This is a genomic window from Nonlabens ulvanivorans (genome assembly GCF_000732625.1).
Taxonomy (GTDB): domain Bacteria; phylum Bacteroidota; class Bacteroidia; order Flavobacteriales; family Flavobacteriaceae; genus Nonlabens; species Nonlabens ulvanivorans.
The window spans coordinates 1,102,193-1,121,403 of sequence record NZ_JPJI01000032.1 but is presented as its reverse complement, the minus strand read 5'-3'; the positions used below and the strand labels follow the sequence as shown (position 1 = coordinate 1,121,403).

Below are 19,211 nucleotides of genomic sequence, written 5' to 3'. Positions count from 1 at the left end.
TAAATTAAATACCTAAAGCTTGTCCACCACCTATCTGGATGGTCTCTGCAGTGATAAATGAAGCATCTTTACTAGCAAGGAAAGAAACAACTCCAGACACATCTTCTGGTTGACCTAGACGACCTAGTAAAATATTATTTGCCCATGAAGCAAATACCTCTGGCTTAGTGGATTTAATTTGTGCATGAAAAGGTGTATCAATTGTACCAGGAGATACTGCATTTACACGTATTCCGTATTCTGCAAGATCCTTTGCAAGAGCTCTAGTAATAGCGTGTACACCAGCTTTAGAAGTTCCATAGATACCTGCACCTGGACCACCAGCGTTCCATGCTGCATTAGATGTATAGTTTATGATCGATGGGTGCTCACCATTTTTTAAATAAGGAATAGCTGCTCTAGACGCAAAAAATACTGAGTCTAAGTTTAATGCCATTACTTTTCTATAAAAGTCAGTAGTCATTTCTTCAAAACGAGATCTTCCTCCTAATCCACCTGCATTATTCACAAGTGTATCGATTCTACCATATTTCTCACCTATTGCTTTAATGCTAGCACTTACTGCTTCTTCACTAGTAACGTCGAAACCGCTGTACTCGCAAGTAATACCTTGTGCGGTTAATTCTTTCACACATTCAGCTCCTTGATCATCTTGTAAACCGTTTAACACTACCGTATAACCGTCAGTTCCTAATCGTTTTGCTACTTCAAACCCTATTCCGCTAGTTGCGCCAGTTACTATGGCTACTTTACCTTTATTACTCATATTATTGATTGTTTATTTATTGTTGTTGTTATTTAAGCTTCTTTATCTCCAAAGTAAGATACACCGCTACCATCGAGAAAATCTTCTCTCACTGGTGCAAACACATCTATTAACATTCCTTCTTCTAGACATACCGCACTGTGCATCAAGTTAGGCTCCATATAAACGCCATCACCAGCACTCACTATTTGCTTTACTCCATCAATCTCAAATTCAAATTTTCCAGCAGCAACATAAGTTGTTTGTGTATGGAAATGTTGATGAGGCGCTCCTTCTGCACCTTTCTCAAATTTCACTTGAACCATCATGATTTGATTGTCATAGCCTAAAAATTTACGAGAGACTCCACCTCCTAAATTCTCCCATTCCATTTGGTCTGTCAAAATGTATTTTTCACTAAATCTTTTCATCATTTATAATTTAATTAATTGATGTGGTCCATCCCAACTATAAGATTTCCCGTTAAATGTTATTGTATGATTGTTTTTGCCATCGCGCTTTCGCGAAAGCGTGTATAAATAAATCTCTTCTCCAATTTTAAAAGTTACCACATCATAATCGCCCTGTTGCTCATGCGTTAATTCTGAAAAGGCAGATTTAGGGTAAGTCACCGTTTCTTGAATAGGATTAAAGAAGCCATGCGGTTCTATAATATTTACAAAAGTGTGGTTTTTACTTCCTGATGGTTGTCTAATTAAATACTGACGCTGTAGATTAAGATTGAACTCTGGATCATTTGCACCAGTTTGAGTGATGAATAATTCTGTCGACGGATCTGTAACGCTAGTGATACTATAAAATCGCTGAGCTTGTAAGAAGGTAAATTGAGAGTTCGTGCTGTTAGGTTTAGGTGAACCTTTTGCAAGAACTTCCAGGTGATTGTATCCATTATCAGTTCCTAAAACAGTTTTATTAACTGGTCTATTATAATCAAATTGCGTGTCGATTATATCACCGAAGAATGGATAATTTAGATCCATTTGATGGCCTGTATTAGAATCCACATGATACAAATCAATTATAAATGGTCTATTTGTGATATCTGCATCATTAACCATGGTGATTGATCTGGACAATTTTGAACCATCATATGCCATGGTATCTGCTGCTATGGTTACTTGTAATCGATCGTTACTCATATCGTTTTTGACAAGTTGAGAAACATGCTCTTCAGAATATTTTACATTTCCTTTATATTGTGATTTTTGGTCCAGCACTACAGCACCATGTGCTATGGTGTGTTGAGCATAGGTTTTATTTTCTGGTAAATATCTTCCACCTCTTTTAGTTTCTATATTCAGAAACCTTGCTGCTCCATAATCTGGTATAATTTCATTGCCATGATCATAAACAGATAAAGTTAATCTATCAAAATGTCCATGTCCCATACCTTGGGTAGAGAATTTAAGAACTGTTTGTAATTGACCTGCTGTATTTTGTGGACTGCGCATTAATGATAGTCCACCGCTGTTACCGTCTACTCCATCTGCAATGAACATACTAGGTCTTTCATAAAAATCCTCAGTGGTATCTGTTATAGCATTTGCAGCTATAGCACCAGCATCTGTTAATGATATTTTATTCATCATCTTAATTACTGGTAATAAAGATGCATCCTTATATTGTTTATAGGCAATATTTGTTGCAAACACAACCTCATCACTTTCCCATGTCTTACTTTTAATAGCATCATTGATAGGATAAAAACGACCTTGTTCATCCGTAAGTTGCAATAAGGTAGTCACAGCTTTTCTTAAAATACCATCACGATGCTCAAATATTTTCACATCTGGACGATTATTCTCAATCGCCTCTGCAAAAGCTATAAATGGTAAAATAGCATAACGATGGTAATAAGGTCCTTCACTATAAAACCCATCACTAGAAAACAAATGATCTAATTGAGCTATAAAACCTGTTTTACTATCTTTATTACTTCCATAAATAGAACGGTCTATCATATCGTCATCACCCAAAACCATCCCAGTCATTCCTACAGCAGCAACAGACCATGTCCCGTGATTGTGAATCTTATTAAAGACATCATAACTATCGACGCTTAAAAACTTTGCCATAGGGCGTAATAAATCACTTTCAATTTTTGCACGTTCTTCTTCTGTCATAAAATCACGAGTCATATCGTAAGCCTGTATCATGTAAAAAAGCGTTACCGCTTCATTGAGGCCTTGCCAGTATAATTTACCACCTGGATGATTCTCTTTATCTTTAGGATGCATTCCTAACGTAGGATACATATTAGCATATCCATCAAACATTTCTTTCACATAAGTTAGTTTTTCATCACTAGGATTTAGGTTATATGAAATGGCAACTTGATACAACTCTGCATAATTTCTTTTATGCTTCTCGTGAGAATAACCACCACCAGCATCAACGGGCTGTGGAATAATTACTGGCTCAATTAATATTTCCTGCACTTTATCCTCTAAACTTTCTGTGGCTTGATTAATTATTGAATTATCAGAATTTTTCAAAGCATTTATTCCTGAAGTAGATAAAAGAAGTTGACTACTTGAACCAGAAGATTCTATCGCTGTTTGCTTTTGCTCGCATGCAGTGGCAGTCATTATTAAAAAGGCAAGAACTATAATTCTTTGAAGCATAAATCAGTCAAGTTTAAAAGATAAGGTAATAGAAATCAGTCTTATCAAAATTGGTTTACCAATCTGGTTGTCCAAAATAAAGGTATTCATAGTGGAATTGCAAATCCAAGAGGTCTTTTGTTTAAACAATCTGATTAAAAAGGTAGGATTATTGAGAATTTGCTTAAGTGAGAAGTTAATAGAAGTTTTTTATAAGCTTCGTTTAGACTTATAAAGTATATTAAGAACTAACCCAATTATTACCAAAGCAATACCTAATACAGACCATATTGTATAGATTTCCATAAACCAAGTAGCACCTATCAATACCGTAAAAATGACCTCTAAATACTTTAATGGTGCAACTAATGAAGTTGAGGCTATTTGAAAAGAACGCGTCATAAACAACTGTCCTATAAATCCAACAATACCTAAGCTAGCTAATAATAACCATTCAACTCCTACTGGTTGAATCCAGTTATTAATACTAAGTAGACCACCGATTATAACACCTATCGCCATAAAGTAATTAATGATAACCATAGGATGATCTTGTTTACCTATTTTAGAGATAACAACAAATACTAATCCCATACCTAATGCTGATAATAGTACTAAACCAATACCGATTAGTGAAATATTTTCATCATACCCTTTTAAGATAAATACACCAGAAAAAGCTATCAAAAAAAACAACCACTGTATAGGTTTAATTCTTTCCTTAAGCCATATTACCGCAAAAACGGCTGCAAATATGGGTGATAAATATCTCAAAGTTACCGCTGTACCTACCGGTAAATACTTGAGTGATAAAAAGAACAGTAAGAGCGAAATTGAACCGAAGACGCCACGAGCAATTAACAACCATCTTTTATTACCTAAAATCGAAATTTTCTTGAAATTAAGGTAAATCATGGTGATGATTAAAGATCCAATAGATCTAAAAAAGACTAATTGAAATGCGCTAAAATCAGATAGATATTTTACAACACCGTTCATTATCGCGAACGCAAGTGTGCTGAAAAGCATGAAAAGTATCGCCTTTTGTAAATCCTTCATCATCAACTATTAATTATGACTGTGCAAGTTTAAGAGTTTAAATTGATTAAGTACTACTGTTTTAAGTGGACTTTAAAGACAACAATGGAGATCCTAGATGAAGTCTTTACTATCCCTATCAAGGAGCTTTATTCAATAACAAGATATGTACCTTTAAAACTTTGATTTATAACCATTACTTCTAATTGCTCACTTCCATCGTTGCGTATTAATTCTATCGTTGCTTTACCGTTTGCCATTTTTATAGATTCACTTCCAGTCGGTGTTCCATGACTTTTTATAGTCGTACCGCCAGACAAGGCCTGGAAATAAATACGCTCTTCATAATCTAGACATCTTAGTCCATCTGCATCTACAGCTTGAGCGATTAGTAAAATATTACCATTATCCAACTGCGTTGAATCTAATGTAAGTGCCTTAGGCTTTCCGTTTTTAGTAAATCTATAATTCACCAATAGCTCGTCATTCACAACGTCACCATCTTTCATTGTGCCTACCGCACGCATCTCGTTATCACCTTCCTTAAAATCTACTAACCAAGTAAGACCGGATGCAGGAAACTTATTAACGTCTTTAATCTTTTTACCTAAAGATTTACCGTTCATAAAGAACTCCACCTCTTCTGCATTAGAATAAACACTTATTTCTCTTTCTAATCCTTTAGGACCTTGACGTTCTGTCCAAGTGTGTGATTCTATCCATACAAATGGTTCATCACTCCAGTAGCTTTTGAACACATAATAGGAATCTTTGGGGTTATTATCTCTATCCACTAATCCCTTTTGATTAATATATGGAATATCATTTTCTGGTCTTAACGGCGTCCCAAAATCTTTAAACGCCCATTGCGCATTACCTATAAAGGTAGAATCCGTTTCTGATATACGTAAATGCCAGTCAAATAAATCTACCATATAGTTTTCACTCCAGTCACCTATTTGAGCAATATTTGCCACATCTGTTTGTACGATTGCCTCTTCCCATCCATCAGCTTGAATAGCTCCTTCACCAGTAATCGGATTTTCTGTATGTCGACCTACATGGCTACTGCCACCGTATTCGGTATGGATAAAATGTTTGTATTGAGCTTTATATTGATCAATAGCTTTTTGATAACTTTTATAACTACCAGAATACCATCCCGACCATATGGACGGTGAGAAGACGTCTACGATATCTGCTCCTTCATAGTATTTTCTTATGGCGGTAACGCGTGACGGATCCATTTTATGAGCTAGATCATTGAGTGATTGTAAGTACTGGTTCATCTTTAATGTATTATCACCATCCTCAAAATCTGGCAACCAATACATCTCATTTCCTAGCGACCAGAATACAATACTGGGATGATTGTAATTCTGATTGATAATTTCCTTCAACATGCCGGTAGTATTTTCTTGCCATACATCATTACCCAATCCGCCACGACACCATGGTAGTTCATCCCAAACAATTAATCCTAACTCATCACAAGCCTTGTAAACTTCAGGATCTTGTGGATAATGAGCGAGTCTCACAAAATTAGTTCCCATGCTTTTTATCAGTTCCATGTCTGCACGATGTTGCTCGTTGCTCATAGCTGCTCCTACTCCAGCGTGTTCTTCATGTCTGTGAGTTCCCCTTAATAATAATCGTTCTCCATTTAAATAAAACGCGCCATGCTCTTTAAATTCAAACCAGCGTAATCCCACTTTTTCCTCGGTTTGATCAATGATTTTATCGCCGTTTTTAATAATTGTGGTTAAGGTATAAAGGTTAGGAGTGTTGGTACTCCAAAGTTCTGGAGAGTCGATGTTTTCAAATGATAGACTCGTGAATTTATCAGTTCCAACGGCTTCACTCCTTTTAACCGATTTACCTGTCGGTGATGTTAGTTCACAATCTACTATAAACTCTTTTGGAAGCGTTGAAGTTTCCACATTAATAAGTACGCTAGCATTTTCTGCAGAAACTGTTGATGTAACTTTTACTCTATCAATATGTGTTTCAGGTAAAGTTACCAGCCATACATCTCTAGTAATACCTCCATAAATAAAGAAATCACTTTTTTGAGAAGGAATCACTTCTGGATCATAGCTGTTATCTGCTCTAACTAATACTTCATTACTTCCTGCTTTTACTACATCTGTAATATCTACTGTAAAACCTATGTAACCACCTATGTGACCACCTACCTTTGTTCCGTTCACATATACTTGAGAAACAATGTTTACTCCTTCAAAATACAATTCGTAAACTGCATTATCAGCAATAGTTTCTATCTCCAAATCATTCTTATACCAGCTAGAACTACGTCTATAACCTGGATTCAAATCAGTTGCATCCAGCGCATTCCATGTATGTGGTAGATTTACAGATTCCCAATCTTGCTTTTCTAGAGCTTCATTTATATCTAATGTTGGATGCTCTAAATATTTCCAGTCTTGGTTAATATTAGTCTTAGACCTTTCAACAGTAGTAGTTGATATCCCTGACATATCTGAGTCACAGCTGGCTGTAATCACAAAAACGAGTACCCAAAGTTTCAAAAAGTGATTCATAAAGTAGTTTTAAAGTGAAAATTATTGATCCAGTTCTTGTAAGCGTAGCATCAATTCAAGGAAATAATAATCTCCATAAATGATAGGTTCATCCATTTCTGATCGTTTGGACCAGTCACCAGAGCTGTGTTGAAGAATAAAAGGAATCTCTAGGTCAGCAGGAAGGATATATTCCTCAGACTTTAAATTATTTAATACTTTCCTGCTATAATTAATGTAATCTTGCTTATCCGTGTAACCATAAAGCTCTACCAAAGCTGATGCTACTATAGCAGCTGCAGACACATCTCTGGGCTCATCTGGAATGTTAGGAGCATCAAAATCCCAATATGGTATACCGTCTGCAGGTAAATTTTTGTGATTAATAAAAAAGTTTGCAGTCGCCTGCGCTTGTTTTAAATAATCTTCGTTTTTAGTATATCTATAAGCCATCGTATATCCATAAATGCCCCAACCTTGTCCACGAGCCCATGCAGACTCATTGCTATAACCTTGGTGAGTTACACGTTCTTTTACATTACCATTAATCGTATCATATACCACCACATGTACCGTACTGTCGTCTGGTCTAAAATGATTTCTTAATGTGGTATTAGCATGTTTCACTGCTAATTTATGAAAGGTAGAATCGCCCGATAATTTAGTCGCTTCAAAAAGTAGTTCAAGATTCATCATGTTATCAATAATGACTGGAAATTCCCATTCGTCTGCCCTAAAATCCCAAGATCTTATAGATTGTACATTAGGATTAAATCGTGTAGCTAGCGTTTGGGCACTTTCTATTAGAATATTTTTATACTTCTCACTTCCTGTACGATTGTATCCTAAACCAAAACTGTTGTACACCTTGAATCCCATATCATGAGTTCTATCATTGAACTTTTCTTTCTCTATAAATGCGGTCCATTTTTGTGCGCTTTCGCGAAAGCGAGACTCTTCAGTAATATCACTCAACATCCATAAGTTTCCTGCATAGAAGCCACTCGTCCAATCTTTTGATGGTCGCTTGAGTATTTGTTTTGCCTCAGGATTATAACTACGTGGAAAGGCTGTCGAATCTAATGTGTAGTTGAGTACTTTGTTATAACGAGCGATCAAAAGCTGATCAATATCAGCAGTCATTATTTCTTTAGGTTCATGAGGCTTGCAGGAGGTAAAAAAAATAATACAGGTCAAGAGCCAGCTAATGTTATAAAAGATTTTCATGATTTAAATAAAATTAAGATCGAAGCATTTTACCTCGTTCATTTTAAAAGTAACACAAAGAGTAGAACCATCAATTCAAAATTGGGTAAACAAAAATCCCAGCAACTTAAAGTCACTGGGATTAAAGCAGTTGGCTATTTCAACTTCTTAATATCCTGGATTCTGAGGCAATAAATTTGGATTTCTAGAGATCTCATCTGCAGGAAGAGGTAATAAATAATCTTGTGCTGGATCAAATCCAGGAACTAGACCTTCATATCCAGAAGGTCCAAACACTTCACTACCATTTCTTAACCTCGCTATATCGTACCATCTTTTAAATTCGAATGCTAATTCTAATCTTCTTTCATCAATAATAACATCTCTTAAATCATCTTGATTTAAACCAGACACATCAGCTGGAAAAGCAGATCCATTACCAGCACGAGCTCTAGCTCTTACACGGTTTACATATCCCATAGCTTCACCACTACCTCCGCTAACTTCATTTAGAGCTTCTGCTGCTATTAAGAGTACTTCTGCATAGCGCATAAAATGATAATTATGGTTAGAGTTTCTACCATTACCGTTACCAGTTTCACCAGTAAACCTAGTATATTTTGCAATATGAGGTCTGTTAACTGCACGAGAATTAAAGTTTGCAAAAGTGGTAAATGGATTAACGACATCATTTACAACGTTAGTATCGTCAAAACTTACTTCTTTTCTATAATCATTATCATCCCAATCATTATATACCGCTAGTGAAGGCACACCTACGGACCAACCACCGCCAGTAACATTTGGCTCATACTGCTCATCTCCTCTAATTCCAGTTAATGCAGCCATATAATCCCTTCCATCATCACTAGGACTAAAACCATTAAAGTCTAAAGAAAAGATGGGTTCTAATGAACCATCAACTACATCTGCATTAAATAAATTTTGGAAGTCAGGATCTAAATCTAGGTTGTAAATACCTTCGTTATCAATTACATCAAAAGCATAATTGTAAGCAAGTTGATGCTCACCACGTGTCAAATAAACGAGAGCAAGATAAGACTGTGCGGCAGATTTTGCAGGTAATGATCTAGCTGGCTGAGTATCTGGCAACCACTCCTCTGCAAATTCTAAATCAGCAATAATATTTGCATAAACATCATCAACTGAAGTTTTATTAATGCTGTTTGCTGCTACAACATCTGTAACTGGTTCGCTTAAATATGGTATTTCTCCAAATTGTCTAACTAAATGAAAATATGTAAAAGCTCTAACAAAGTATGCTTGAGCGACCACTGGGTTCTTATTCTCATCAGTATCGTTTACTAATTCCGCACCTGCGATAGCATTATTGGCTGCTGCAATGATTTGATAAGTTCTATTCCAATATCCAGAAATCATACCATTATCAGCGGGAACATTAAATTCATCATGTTCAATTCTACGACCTGAAGTTGTAGGGTCACCTATGGCAACCATATCACTACGCAACATTAATGTCAAGGACATCTTACGTCCCCAAAAGTCTTCATGTAACATATGTCCATAGGTTCCATTAACGGCGGTCTGAATATCTTGTGTTGACTGAAAAAATCCTTCTGGAGCGAGAAGCCCTACAGGTTCTTCTTCAAGATCTGAACAACCTATTATCGACAATCCTATTGCAAGAATTAAATATTTATAAGATTTCATATATCTATTTATTTTCATGTTATTTTATTAAAATTTAATATTAGCACTTAAGTTAAACGATCTTAATGTAGGATAGTTACCAAAGTCAAAACCTCTTGTAGTGTTTGCATCTCTATTTGATACAGAACCAGCACCGAAATAACTAGCCTCAGGATCAAGACCAGAGTAATTAGTTATCGTAAATAAATTTTGGGCACTAATCGCAAACCTCAAACTACTTACTCCCATTTTTTCAGCAAATGTATTTGGAAGAGTATAACCTACAGAAATGTTCTTAAGCCTTACATAACTACCATCTTCTAAGAATTGAGATGAAATCCTTTTTGCTCTTAACGCTACACTAGGGATATTTGAATCTGTATTTGTTGGCGTCCAAGCATTAAGAATGTCAGTGGTAGCATTTGAATCACCACTATAAAGTTGTAATGCCGTTAAGTTCATAATATCTCCTCCAACAGCACCTTGAAAGAAAATATTCATATCAAAATTTTTGTAAGTGAAATTATTATTAAAACCAAACGTAAAATCTGGATTTGGATCTCCTAAAATTTTCCTATCAGCTGTTGTGATTTCACCATCAATCATTCCATTTTCATCAGGTATATCTGTATATAAAGGGTCTCCAGCTACAGCACCACTAAATACCGCTGTCCCTTCAGGAAGTGCTCCTCCTTGATACACACCACGGAATTCATATCCATAAAAAGCACCTGTTGACTCTCCTTCTCTTAAGACATGAGTCTCATCGATATTAAAATATCCTGGTGAGGCATCTAAGAAAATATCTTCACCATTAAGAAGAGTTGTAACTTCATTGCGGTTAGTAGAAATATTAAAGTCTGTAGACCAAGAGAATTCTTCACCAACAATATTTCTACTATTAATATTAAATTCGAAACCTTTGTTATTAACTTCACCTATATTACGCAAACTTGCAGTAGTTAGAAAACCAAGATACTCTGCTTGACTATCATCTGCAATAATTAAATCCTCTGTATCGATATTGTAGTAGTCTGCAGATATAGTAATACGATCTTTAAGCAATCCTACATCAATACCTATATTAGTTTGATAAGATGTTTCCCATTTAAGATTTGGATTTGCTGGTTGATCAGGTACAACATTATTAACTGGGTTACCATTAATTACAGCATAAACACTATTAAATCTTGCAAGTGATTGATAAGCTGAGATACCTTGATTACCAGTAGCACCATAACTTGCTCGCAATTTAAGTTGAGAAATACTGTTTACGTTTTCAAAAAAAGATTCATTTGAAATTTTCCATCCAATTGCTGCTGAAGGAAATACAGCATACTTCTCATTTGCAGCAAAATTTGAAGCTCCGTCGCGACGAATTGTAGCTGTTAACAAATATCTATCATCGTAATCATAATTCACACGACCAAATTGTGACTGAATTTCAGAAATGGTTCTAGCTGATGAAGGTATTAATTGAACAGATCCACCACCTAAATTATAATAAGAGAATGAATCAGAAATAAATTGTTGGGCACCTGCCGCATAGGTCTGATTTTTTAAGTTCTGATAAGAATACCCACCTAATAAGGTAAGATCACCTTTTCCAACTTCTCTTGTGTAAGTAAGAAAATTTTCACTCAATAAATTTGATCGCTTGAAACTGCTAATTGCCGCAACTCCACCAACGCCACCGGCCGTGATTGTTAAAGAGGACGGTCGAAACAATCCTTCTGTTTCATTCTCTGATTCATAACCAAAGGATGTTCTAAAAGTTAAGCCTTCAACGATTTCATAATTTAAGGACAGATTAGCACGATATAAATCGGTTTTAGTTTCATTTACACTCTCTGTTGCTACAGCAAATGGATTATCTATATCATCACCAATAGAATTAATGGTAAAGTTACCATTAGCATCAAATACTCCTAAATCCGGTGCAAATCTAAATGAGGATGCAACGACATCATCTCCACCTCCGTTAGCAAGAGTTCCGTCTGATTGAGTTGGTACCCCATTTTGAGATCCTCTACTTGCAAATAGGTTTAATCCTAGTTTTAATTTATCATTTACCTGAGCATCGAGATTAGATAAAAAAGTAAACCTTTCAAAATCAGAATTTACAACAACTCCTTCTTGATTAAAATAATTTGCAGATGCGTAAAAATTAATATCCTCTGTTCCACCAGAAAAGGAGAACTGATGTTGTTGAATGTTACCATTCTGATATATAAGATCTTGCCAGTCTGTATTTGCATCGTTTTGAATATACGCAGGATTAATCTGTTGTTGATATGCAGCGAATTGATCAGCATTTAAAAGATCTAGCTCATTGGCATTTCTTTGAGTAGAATAATTGAAATTATATTCAACACTTAGTTTTCCTACCTTACCTCTTTTTGTTGTAACCAGTACAACACCATTCGAACCACGGGAACCATAGATTGCAGTTGCAGATGCGTCTTTTAAGATCTCAATTGAAGCTATATCTGCAGGCTGTGGAAAATTAGCTCCTACAAAACCATCAACTACTATTAAGGGACTACTATTTGCATTAATAGAAGTGTTTCCCCTAATACGTATATTAATAGGTGCTCCTGGCTCACCTCCGTTATTAGTTTGAACTTCTACACCAGCAGCACGACCTTGAAGTGCCTGTGCAGCATCTAATGTAGGATACGCATTTAATTCTTCTGATTTCACCGTGCTTACTGCACCAGTTACATCACTTTTCTTACGAGTACCATAACCTACGACTACAATCTGATCAAGTAATGCTAGATCTTCCTTTAAAGTCACATTAATAATAGACTGATTATTTACTGGTACTTCCATAGTAGCATAACCGACATAACTATATACGATAGTAGCAGCTGCTGCATCTGCAACATTAATAGAATAATTACCATCTATATCGGTGGTGGTGGCACTAGAACTTCCTTTAATAAGTACGGTCACTCCTAAAAGTGGCTCAGTTTGTTCATCAATAACCTTACCTGTAACTGTCGTTTGCGCATATGAAAACATGGCAAATAACATACAGCCTAAAAGCGTGCTGATATTTAAAAACTTGTTGGGGTTAGTTTTTTGCATAAGAGTAAAAAATTAGATAATTAGTTTAATATTATTGATCTGAAAAAAACAGCTAAATCGTTTTCGAAAAACCAATCACGATTATATCATTAATTTAGATTGTTAAAACTAGCTTAACAAGAATAACTAAAAATTCAAAAAAGGGTATAAAAAAATCCCGATTTCATTAAAATCGGGAGTTTCAAAGGGTTATTTGTTAAAATCAAATTCTAAACAGAGAATTTTTTGGAATAAACTGATGGAGTCTCACCATAGACTTTTTGGAAGCATTTACTAAAGTATTTTGGGTTTCTAAAACCTACTTTATAACTTACTTCAGAAATATTAAGGGTACCCAATTCTAATAATTGAGCAGCTCTTTTCATTCTAAAATGTTGTATAAATTCGTTAGGAGTAAAATTAGTCCAAGCCTTAACCTTAATAAATAACATAGTTCTACTGACTCCTAAATCTGAACAAAATGTAGGTATATCAAAATGATCATTAGGTATATTATCTTCTACTATTTGGATTGCCTTTTTCATAAGCTCATCATCTACTGAAGACACACTTACTTCATCGGGCGTGAACAAATCCCCATTTCCAAATTTCTTTTTTAAACTAGATTTATAAGAAAGAAGATTCTTTACACGCAATTGTAGCTCATTAATATCAAAAGGCTTACTTAGATAATCATCAGCACCACTTTCTAGACCTTCTAGTTTATAAATTAATGATGATCTTGATGTTAATAGGACTACCGGTATGTGACTGGTACGCACGTCTTCTTTTATTTTAGAACATAATTCAGTACCTGCCATAACAGGCATTACCACATCACTCACAATAATATCTGGGTTACTATTTACTGCTATTTTGAAAGCTTCTTCTCCATTACCAGCCTCTAGCACATTGTATTTTTGTTTTAACAATTGAGCCATAAACGATCTTAGAGAAACATTATCCTCTACTACGAGAACAGTAGATTTCTCCTCGTCATTAATAAAATCGATACTAGACGGCTCAGCGATTAAATTAGGGTTCTCAAGTTGATTGGTATACTGTGTAACATCGTCACTAAACTTAAAGTCTGAAATTATCTGATCTTCAGTAAAGTGCTCTTTTCCTAGCTTAAGGGATATTAAAAATGTCGAACCTTGATTAACCTTACTCTGCAATTTAATTTGTCCTTTATGTAGTTGGACTATATTTTTTGCAATGTTTAACCCGATACCGGTACCTTGGTTATATATGCTAGCATTTTCCTTATGAGATTCTACCTCATAAAAGCGATCAAAGACTTTTTCTTGCTTCTCTTGTTCTATTCCTATCCCATTATCTTTTACCTTAATGTGAATAAGTTCTTTATCTCTAGATATCTTTATTTTAATTTTTCCTCCTTTAGGTGTAAATTTAAATGCGTTAGAGATGAGATTAAAAAATACACGTTCTAACTTTTGTCTATCATAGTAAACTAGAATCTCTTCATCAATGGTTTTAAAGTCATAATCGTATTCTCCTAATTTTGCATGTTCCTTAAAACTAAAATATATCTCTTTTAAAAACTTAACGATGTTCCCTTCGGCTGCATGAATTTCAAATTGATTTTTTTCCAATTTTCTAAAATCCATTAGAGTATTAATAAGCTGTAGCAATTGTTTACCATTGCTTTCTATCACTAATAATTTTTTGTACATTTTATTAGTCCCTTTATAATCAGCCAGCAATTGCTGCAATGGCCCTAATATCAAGGTAAGTGGTGTTCTAAACTCATGAGAAATATTAGTGAAAAACTGTAGTTTAGCCTCATTAATATCTCTATTTCGTTGCAATTGAATCTGTTCATATTTTAATTCTTCTTGCAATCTAGTTCTAGATTTAAGTATCCTTAATGAAACATAAGCAACTGCTATAAATACCGCTGTATACAAGACAAATGCCCACCAGCTATACCACGGCGCAGGTTTTGCCTTTATGATTAAAGTTGTAATCTCACTTTTGATCCCATCGCCATTAACGCCACGCACTTCAAAATTATAATCACCTGCATTTTGAATTGCATAGGTGGCTTTATTCTCTACCGTTGTATTCCATTCTTTTTCTAATCCATTTAACCTATACTCATAGGTCTTACTGGTTAAATTATGATAACTAGGCATTGTAAACTCAATGGTAAAATTACGTTGATTATGATCTATTTTTAACGCTTTCGCGAAAGCGATATTTTCAACCTCAACATTGTTATCATTAAATTTCAATAAATCATCGCCTGTAGTTCTAAAGTTGGTAATGAGTACATCTGGCGCATAGTTATCTGTACGTATTTTAGTAGTATTAAAAGAAGATATCCCTGATACACTACCAAAAACGAGCTGATCTTGTGGCAATCGTAACACAGCATTATCACTAAATTCATTACCTACTAATCCATCTTTTTGCTGATTAAGAGATAAAATTTGTTCAGTATCCTTATTTAATTTTAAAATACCCTGATTACTACTCATCCAAAGCATACCATTACCGTCTTCGATAATAGAATGTATAGTTGTAATTTCTTTATCAGCCCATTGTAATGGAACTTTTAAAAACTGATTATTTACTTTTTTAAAGAGACCTTGGGACTTAGTTCCAGCCCATATTACCTTATTACTATCTTCATAGAGGTGCAACACATCAAAGCCTGCATCCTGATTTTTATCAAATAAATAATTTAAGACTTTATTGTTCTTATCAACACTATTCAGACCATTTTGAGTTCCCACCCATAGTGTCCCATTGTTATCAAATAATAAGGATCTTACCAAATCACTTGTAAGACCATCTTCACGATTTAAAGTGGTAATATTCTTAGTAGCATCTTGCGAGATTACACCTTTTCCAAAAGTTCCATAATAGAAGTGATTTCCAGATTTCAAAATGGAATACACTCCTACATCTTTAAGTATGTCACTTAGTGGGCTTTTTGTAAACTGCTCATTATCTATGTCATACACATCAACACCGTTACTAAATGTTCCTATATATAACTTATTTTGATCGAGGTAAAGTGTTTTAATATTATCCTCTACTAAGTCACTATTCTCACTAGTTAGATATTTAAAATCTTTAGTGTCGAGATCTAGAATATTTACACCACCTTGCTCTGTACCTATAAACAGCTGATTTATTGAAGATTGCATAGAGCTAACTACGGGATAGTTAAGGCCTTTATTAGTCCCATTTTGAACATAATTCTGAAAGTTACTATTTGCTTCATTCCAGATATTTGCTCCACCATAATAAGTACCTACCCAAATCGAGCCACTTGCATCCTCATAAAGAGCTTTAACAGAGTTTTTTTCAAGACTATAAGGATCATTTAGATTATTAGTAAGATGACTTACTTGTCCTTTATTATAAATGTAAACACCATTATAACTTCCTATCCATAGCCTATCATCTTTATCTAATCGTAACTTACGTATATCATCAATGTGTAAATCCTCATTGATAACAAAAGACTTAAGCTCTTTAGAAAGACTATCATAGACTAATACACCTGAAGATTTTGTACCTATAAAATATCTGTTTTTTCCTGCAGGTACGATGTCTGTAATGTCATCATTTTGATAGGAGTTAAATCGAGAAACAGCATAAGTACCATTTTGATCATCTTTTTCAACTGACCATAAACCTAGATTAGTTCCTATTAAATATGAAATAGGTGAAAGCTCTATAACGCTGTAAACGACAACTTCCTGTTGTACTTCCTCAAATATCTCATTATAATAGGAATCTTTACTTGGGCTATATATAGAAAGACCTTTTGAGGTACCTATCCACATATTACCATCACTGGTAGCATAGACCTCTTGAATGATATTACTAGCTAAAGAATTTTTATCACTAGTTTTTAAAAACCTTGTAAAGGTATCAGTCTTAGGATTATAACGATTAAGCCCATTATAAGTTCCTATCCATATCTGACCATTCTGATCTTTTTCAAGTGATAATATATCACTACTACTTAGGGAATTAATATTCTCTCCATCAGATTTAAAAACGGTGATTTTATGACCATCATATACATTAAGGCCATCACGGGTACCAATCCACATCTGACCTAATTCATCTTGCTCAATAGCTATAGCACTACTTTGAGAAAGACCATGAGCTGTAGACAGATGCTGAAATTGAAAACTACTGACTTGCGCAGCTGCAGCATTCAATAATAAGAGAAATATGACCGCTATTCTATACATATATCAAAAACAAAATTTGGGCTTAAATGTAGTTAATATGATTGATTATAGCCACTTTATGAGTTACTAGAAAGAACTCATACCATTATTAATCATAATTTAACCTGCTATTCAACTGATAGTCATATAGTGACGGTACATCATGTAAAGATTGATTTGTCATTTTAATATAAGCCAGTGGTTCATATTTTACCAAGAAGCTAGTATTGCCATGAATACCTATTACTCTAGCATGTGGCCCATCTAACATACCATTAAGTAAGACAGGATCCTTTAATAAATGAGGTGATTCTAAAACTACATTAATGTTCCAAAAAGTACTGTACGCTCCATGTGAAGGTTTCCAATAGCCTGCACCACCGCCCGCAAAAAGCGGATATGAATCGCCTTTCAATTCATTGATATGAACAGTTATATTATCAAACAAATTTTGATGATTTGCACCGCTATGTTGATCTAGTATAGGTTTTTTATAAATCGTACAATTCTTATAAACATTTTTAGTAGAAAAAGTATTGAAGCTTAAAGGATGCTCGGCAGAATTTTCTACGATTATATTTTCAGCTAGCACGTTATGTACACCTGCCATCGCTACCGTGTAGTGTGCATAATGTTCTCCTCTTGTTGTTATATTCTGAATAGTTACGTTAGCTATTTCTTCTGTTAAAATACCACTATCTGCATTTACAATAACTATATCTTTAACCCAACTATTATATAATCTAGTTAAGTTAATCCCATTGAAACCTTGTTCTATATGGTGTGCTATTCTTGGTGTCATCGGGAATTCTATAGAAAAATGCTCTATACCTACGTTTTCTAAATGCTTCCACTCTACTATTTGAGCTTTGTATGAGGTGTCTATACTTATTGTGAGTGGTGATTTAAAAGTGACTTGATTCCCATCAATTAATTTGATTTCTAGCTGTTGTCTCACGATAGGCAAATCAGGGAAGTTAAAATGATGTGTTCCTACTTTTACATCGGCATTTTTGTAGAGTTATTCAACTATTTCACCTTCTTTACCATCTTTATTGAACAATTGTAATTCAATAACATCGCCCACGTTCAAGGAATTATTGTTTTTCACTGTAACGGTGAAATCTCCTCGTTTTCCAGAAGTTACTTTTGCAAGTACATTTACTGGACGTTCATATTTCTCTAGATATGACTTCACTCGTTCACCTGGAACTTGCGTCCATATAAATCCGCCAGACCAGGCATATTGCGAAAAAGCTAGGTCTATATTATTCTTTTCCTCTCTTTGCCTTTTATCAAATTCCATTAGATATTCTCTCAATTCTTTTAAAGGTTCAGGATCATGTACATACATTAAAGGTCTAGGAAAATATAGTATCGTACCGTTCTCTCCAGACCCAGCACCACGTAGTATAAAATCGCTACGCTCAATATAAATAATATCACTCAAAATAATCTTACCAGCAGGTAATTCTAAAATCACACTTCCATCAACAGCTCTTAACTCATCAACAGCATTAATAAGCGCCTTAGAATCATCAATTCCATCATTTGCAACAACCCCATAATCAGTAGCCAGGTAGACCACTCCTTGATTAGGTATTAATTCTTCGCCATTCTTGTAACCTGCATAACTATAATCAGGTAAATAAATATAATCATCTGCTTGAGTGTTACTTAATATTTCAGGTATTGATTGTGCTCTACATGATGTACAAATAATAACAATAGTTATAATTAATAAAAAAATAAAAATTTGATTTTGTCGATTCATGATGGTGTCGTTAAGTCCTATATACTCTATAAAGATATCTATACAAAAGAGAACGCTAGTACAGCATATGGGTTGCTATTATTCAGTTTAACCTAATAAATCTACATAAAATCTCACGAGACAATATCACTCTTTAAGATCTTTTTACACTGTTATCACAAGCACTAATCACGATTAAAACATTGCTTCACAATGCTTTGTACACAATTCTCCCTATTCTGAATAATTCCCATTGTATAATTATAAAGTAATAGAAGATAATTTCTCATATTTGGTCAACCAATTTTGAGAAATTCTAAAAAATCAAACCTAATTATGGCA

The 19,211-nt window shown here is 34.5% G+C and carries 11 protein-coding genes; all 11 read right to left on the bottom strand.

The genetic code is table 11. The features are described 5' to 3' along the window. Nucleotides 1-4: 4 nt before the first annotated feature. The gene (locus tag IL45_RS12140) at nt 5-766 is read right to left on the bottom strand and encodes an SDR family NAD(P)-dependent oxidoreductase (RefSeq protein ID WP_036584317.1); all 762 of its coding nucleotides are present in this window, start codon (nt 764-766) and stop codon (nt 5-7) included. Nucleotides 767-798: 32 nt separating this feature from the next. Continuing rightward, entirely contained in the window at nt 799-1,176 is a 378-nt protein-coding gene (locus IL45_RS12135; protein WP_036585354.1) for a cupin domain-containing protein, read from the bottom strand. Between the two features lie 3 nt (nt 1,177-1,179). Beyond that, complete coding sequence (locus IL45_RS12130; protein WP_036584315.1) at nt 1,180-3,390, bottom strand: heparinase II/III domain-containing protein; 2,211 nt, start codon at nt 3,388-3,390, stop codon at nt 1,180-1,182. Nucleotides 3,391-3,579: 189 nt separating this feature from the next. Further along, nucleotides 3,580-4,428 carry a DMT family transporter gene (locus tag IL45_RS12125; RefSeq protein WP_036585351.1) on the bottom strand — a complete coding sequence of 283 codons (849 nt, stop codon included), beginning with the start codon at nt 4,426-4,428 and terminating at the stop codon, nt 3,580-3,582. 128 nt (nt 4,429-4,556) lie between these two features. Further along, complete coding sequence (locus tag IL45_RS12120) at nt 4,557-6,968, bottom strand: glycoside hydrolase family 2 protein (RefSeq protein ID WP_036584311.1); 2,412 nt, start codon at nt 6,966-6,968, stop codon at nt 4,557-4,559. A gap of 21 nt (nt 6,969-6,989) precedes the next feature. Beyond that, nucleotides 6,990-8,090, bottom strand: a complete 1,101-nt coding sequence (locus IL45_RS12115; RefSeq protein WP_235183349.1) for a glycoside hydrolase family 88 protein — start codon at nt 8,088-8,090, stop codon at nt 6,990-6,992. Nucleotides 8,091-8,321: 231 nt separating this feature from the next. Then, nucleotides 8,322-9,863, bottom strand: a complete 1,542-nt coding sequence (locus tag IL45_RS12110) for a RagB/SusD family nutrient uptake outer membrane protein (protein WP_235183348.1) — start codon at nt 9,861-9,863, stop codon at nt 8,322-8,324. A gap of 9 nt (nt 9,864-9,872) precedes the next feature. After that, nucleotides 9,873-12,917, bottom strand: a complete 3,045-nt coding sequence (locus IL45_RS12105) for a SusC/RagA family TonB-linked outer membrane protein (RefSeq protein WP_036584306.1) — start codon at nt 12,915-12,917, stop codon at nt 9,873-9,875. Between the two features lie 209 nt (nt 12,918-13,126). Beyond that, nucleotides 13,127-17,137, bottom strand: coding sequence for a hybrid sensor histidine kinase/response regulator transcription factor (locus IL45_RS12100; RefSeq protein ID WP_036584304.1), 4,011 nt, complete (start codon nt 17,135-17,137; stop codon nt 13,127-13,129). Between the two features lie 88 nt (nt 17,138-17,225). Then, complete coding sequence (locus IL45_RS15300) at nt 17,226-18,074, bottom strand: hypothetical protein (RefSeq protein ID WP_235183347.1); 849 nt, start codon at nt 18,072-18,074, stop codon at nt 17,226-17,228. Between the two features lie 63 nt (nt 18,075-18,137). Next, nucleotides 18,138-18,890, bottom strand: a complete 753-nt coding sequence (locus IL45_RS15295; RefSeq protein WP_235183346.1) for a hypothetical protein — start codon at nt 18,888-18,890, stop codon at nt 18,138-18,140. Between the last annotated feature and the right edge of the window lie 321 nt (nt 18,891-19,211).

Bases quoted from the DNA above. Each gene is read 5' to 3' on its own strand.
- IL45_RS15295 (WP_235183346.1), bottom strand. From the start codon at position 18,890: ATGAATCGACAAAATCAAATTTTTATTTTTTTATTAATTATAACTATT.
- IL45_RS12100 (WP_036584304.1), bottom strand. From the start codon at position 17,137: ATGTATAGAATAGCGGTCATATTTCTCTTATTATTGAATGCTGCAGCT.
- IL45_RS12135 (WP_036585354.1), bottom strand. From the start codon at position 1,176: ATGAAAAGATTTAGTGAAAAATACATTTTGACAGACCAAATGGAATGG.
- IL45_RS12140 (WP_036584317.1), bottom strand. From the start codon at position 766: ATGAGTAATAAAGGTAAAGTAGCCATAGTAACTGGCGCAACTAGCGGA.
- IL45_RS12110 (WP_235183348.1), bottom strand. From the start codon at position 9,863: ATGAAAATAAATAGATATATGAAATCTTATAAATATTTAATTCTTGCA.
- IL45_RS12115 (WP_235183349.1), bottom strand. From the start codon at position 8,090: ATGACTGCTGATATTGATCAGCTTTTGATCGCTCGTTATAACAAAGTA.
- IL45_RS12125 (WP_036585351.1), bottom strand. From the start codon at position 4,428: ATGAAGGATTTACAAAAGGCGATACTTTTCATGCTTTTCAGCACACTT.
- IL45_RS12105 (WP_036584306.1), bottom strand. From the start codon at position 12,917: ATGCAAAAAACTAACCCCAACAAGTTTTTAAATATCAGCACGCTTTTA.
- IL45_RS12130 (WP_036584315.1), bottom strand. From the start codon at position 3,390: ATGCTTCAAAGAATTATAGTTCTTGCCTTTTTAATAATGACTGCCACT.
- IL45_RS12120 (WP_036584311.1), bottom strand. From the start codon at position 6,968: ATGAATCACTTTTTGAAACTTTGGGTACTCGTTTTTGTGATTACAGCC.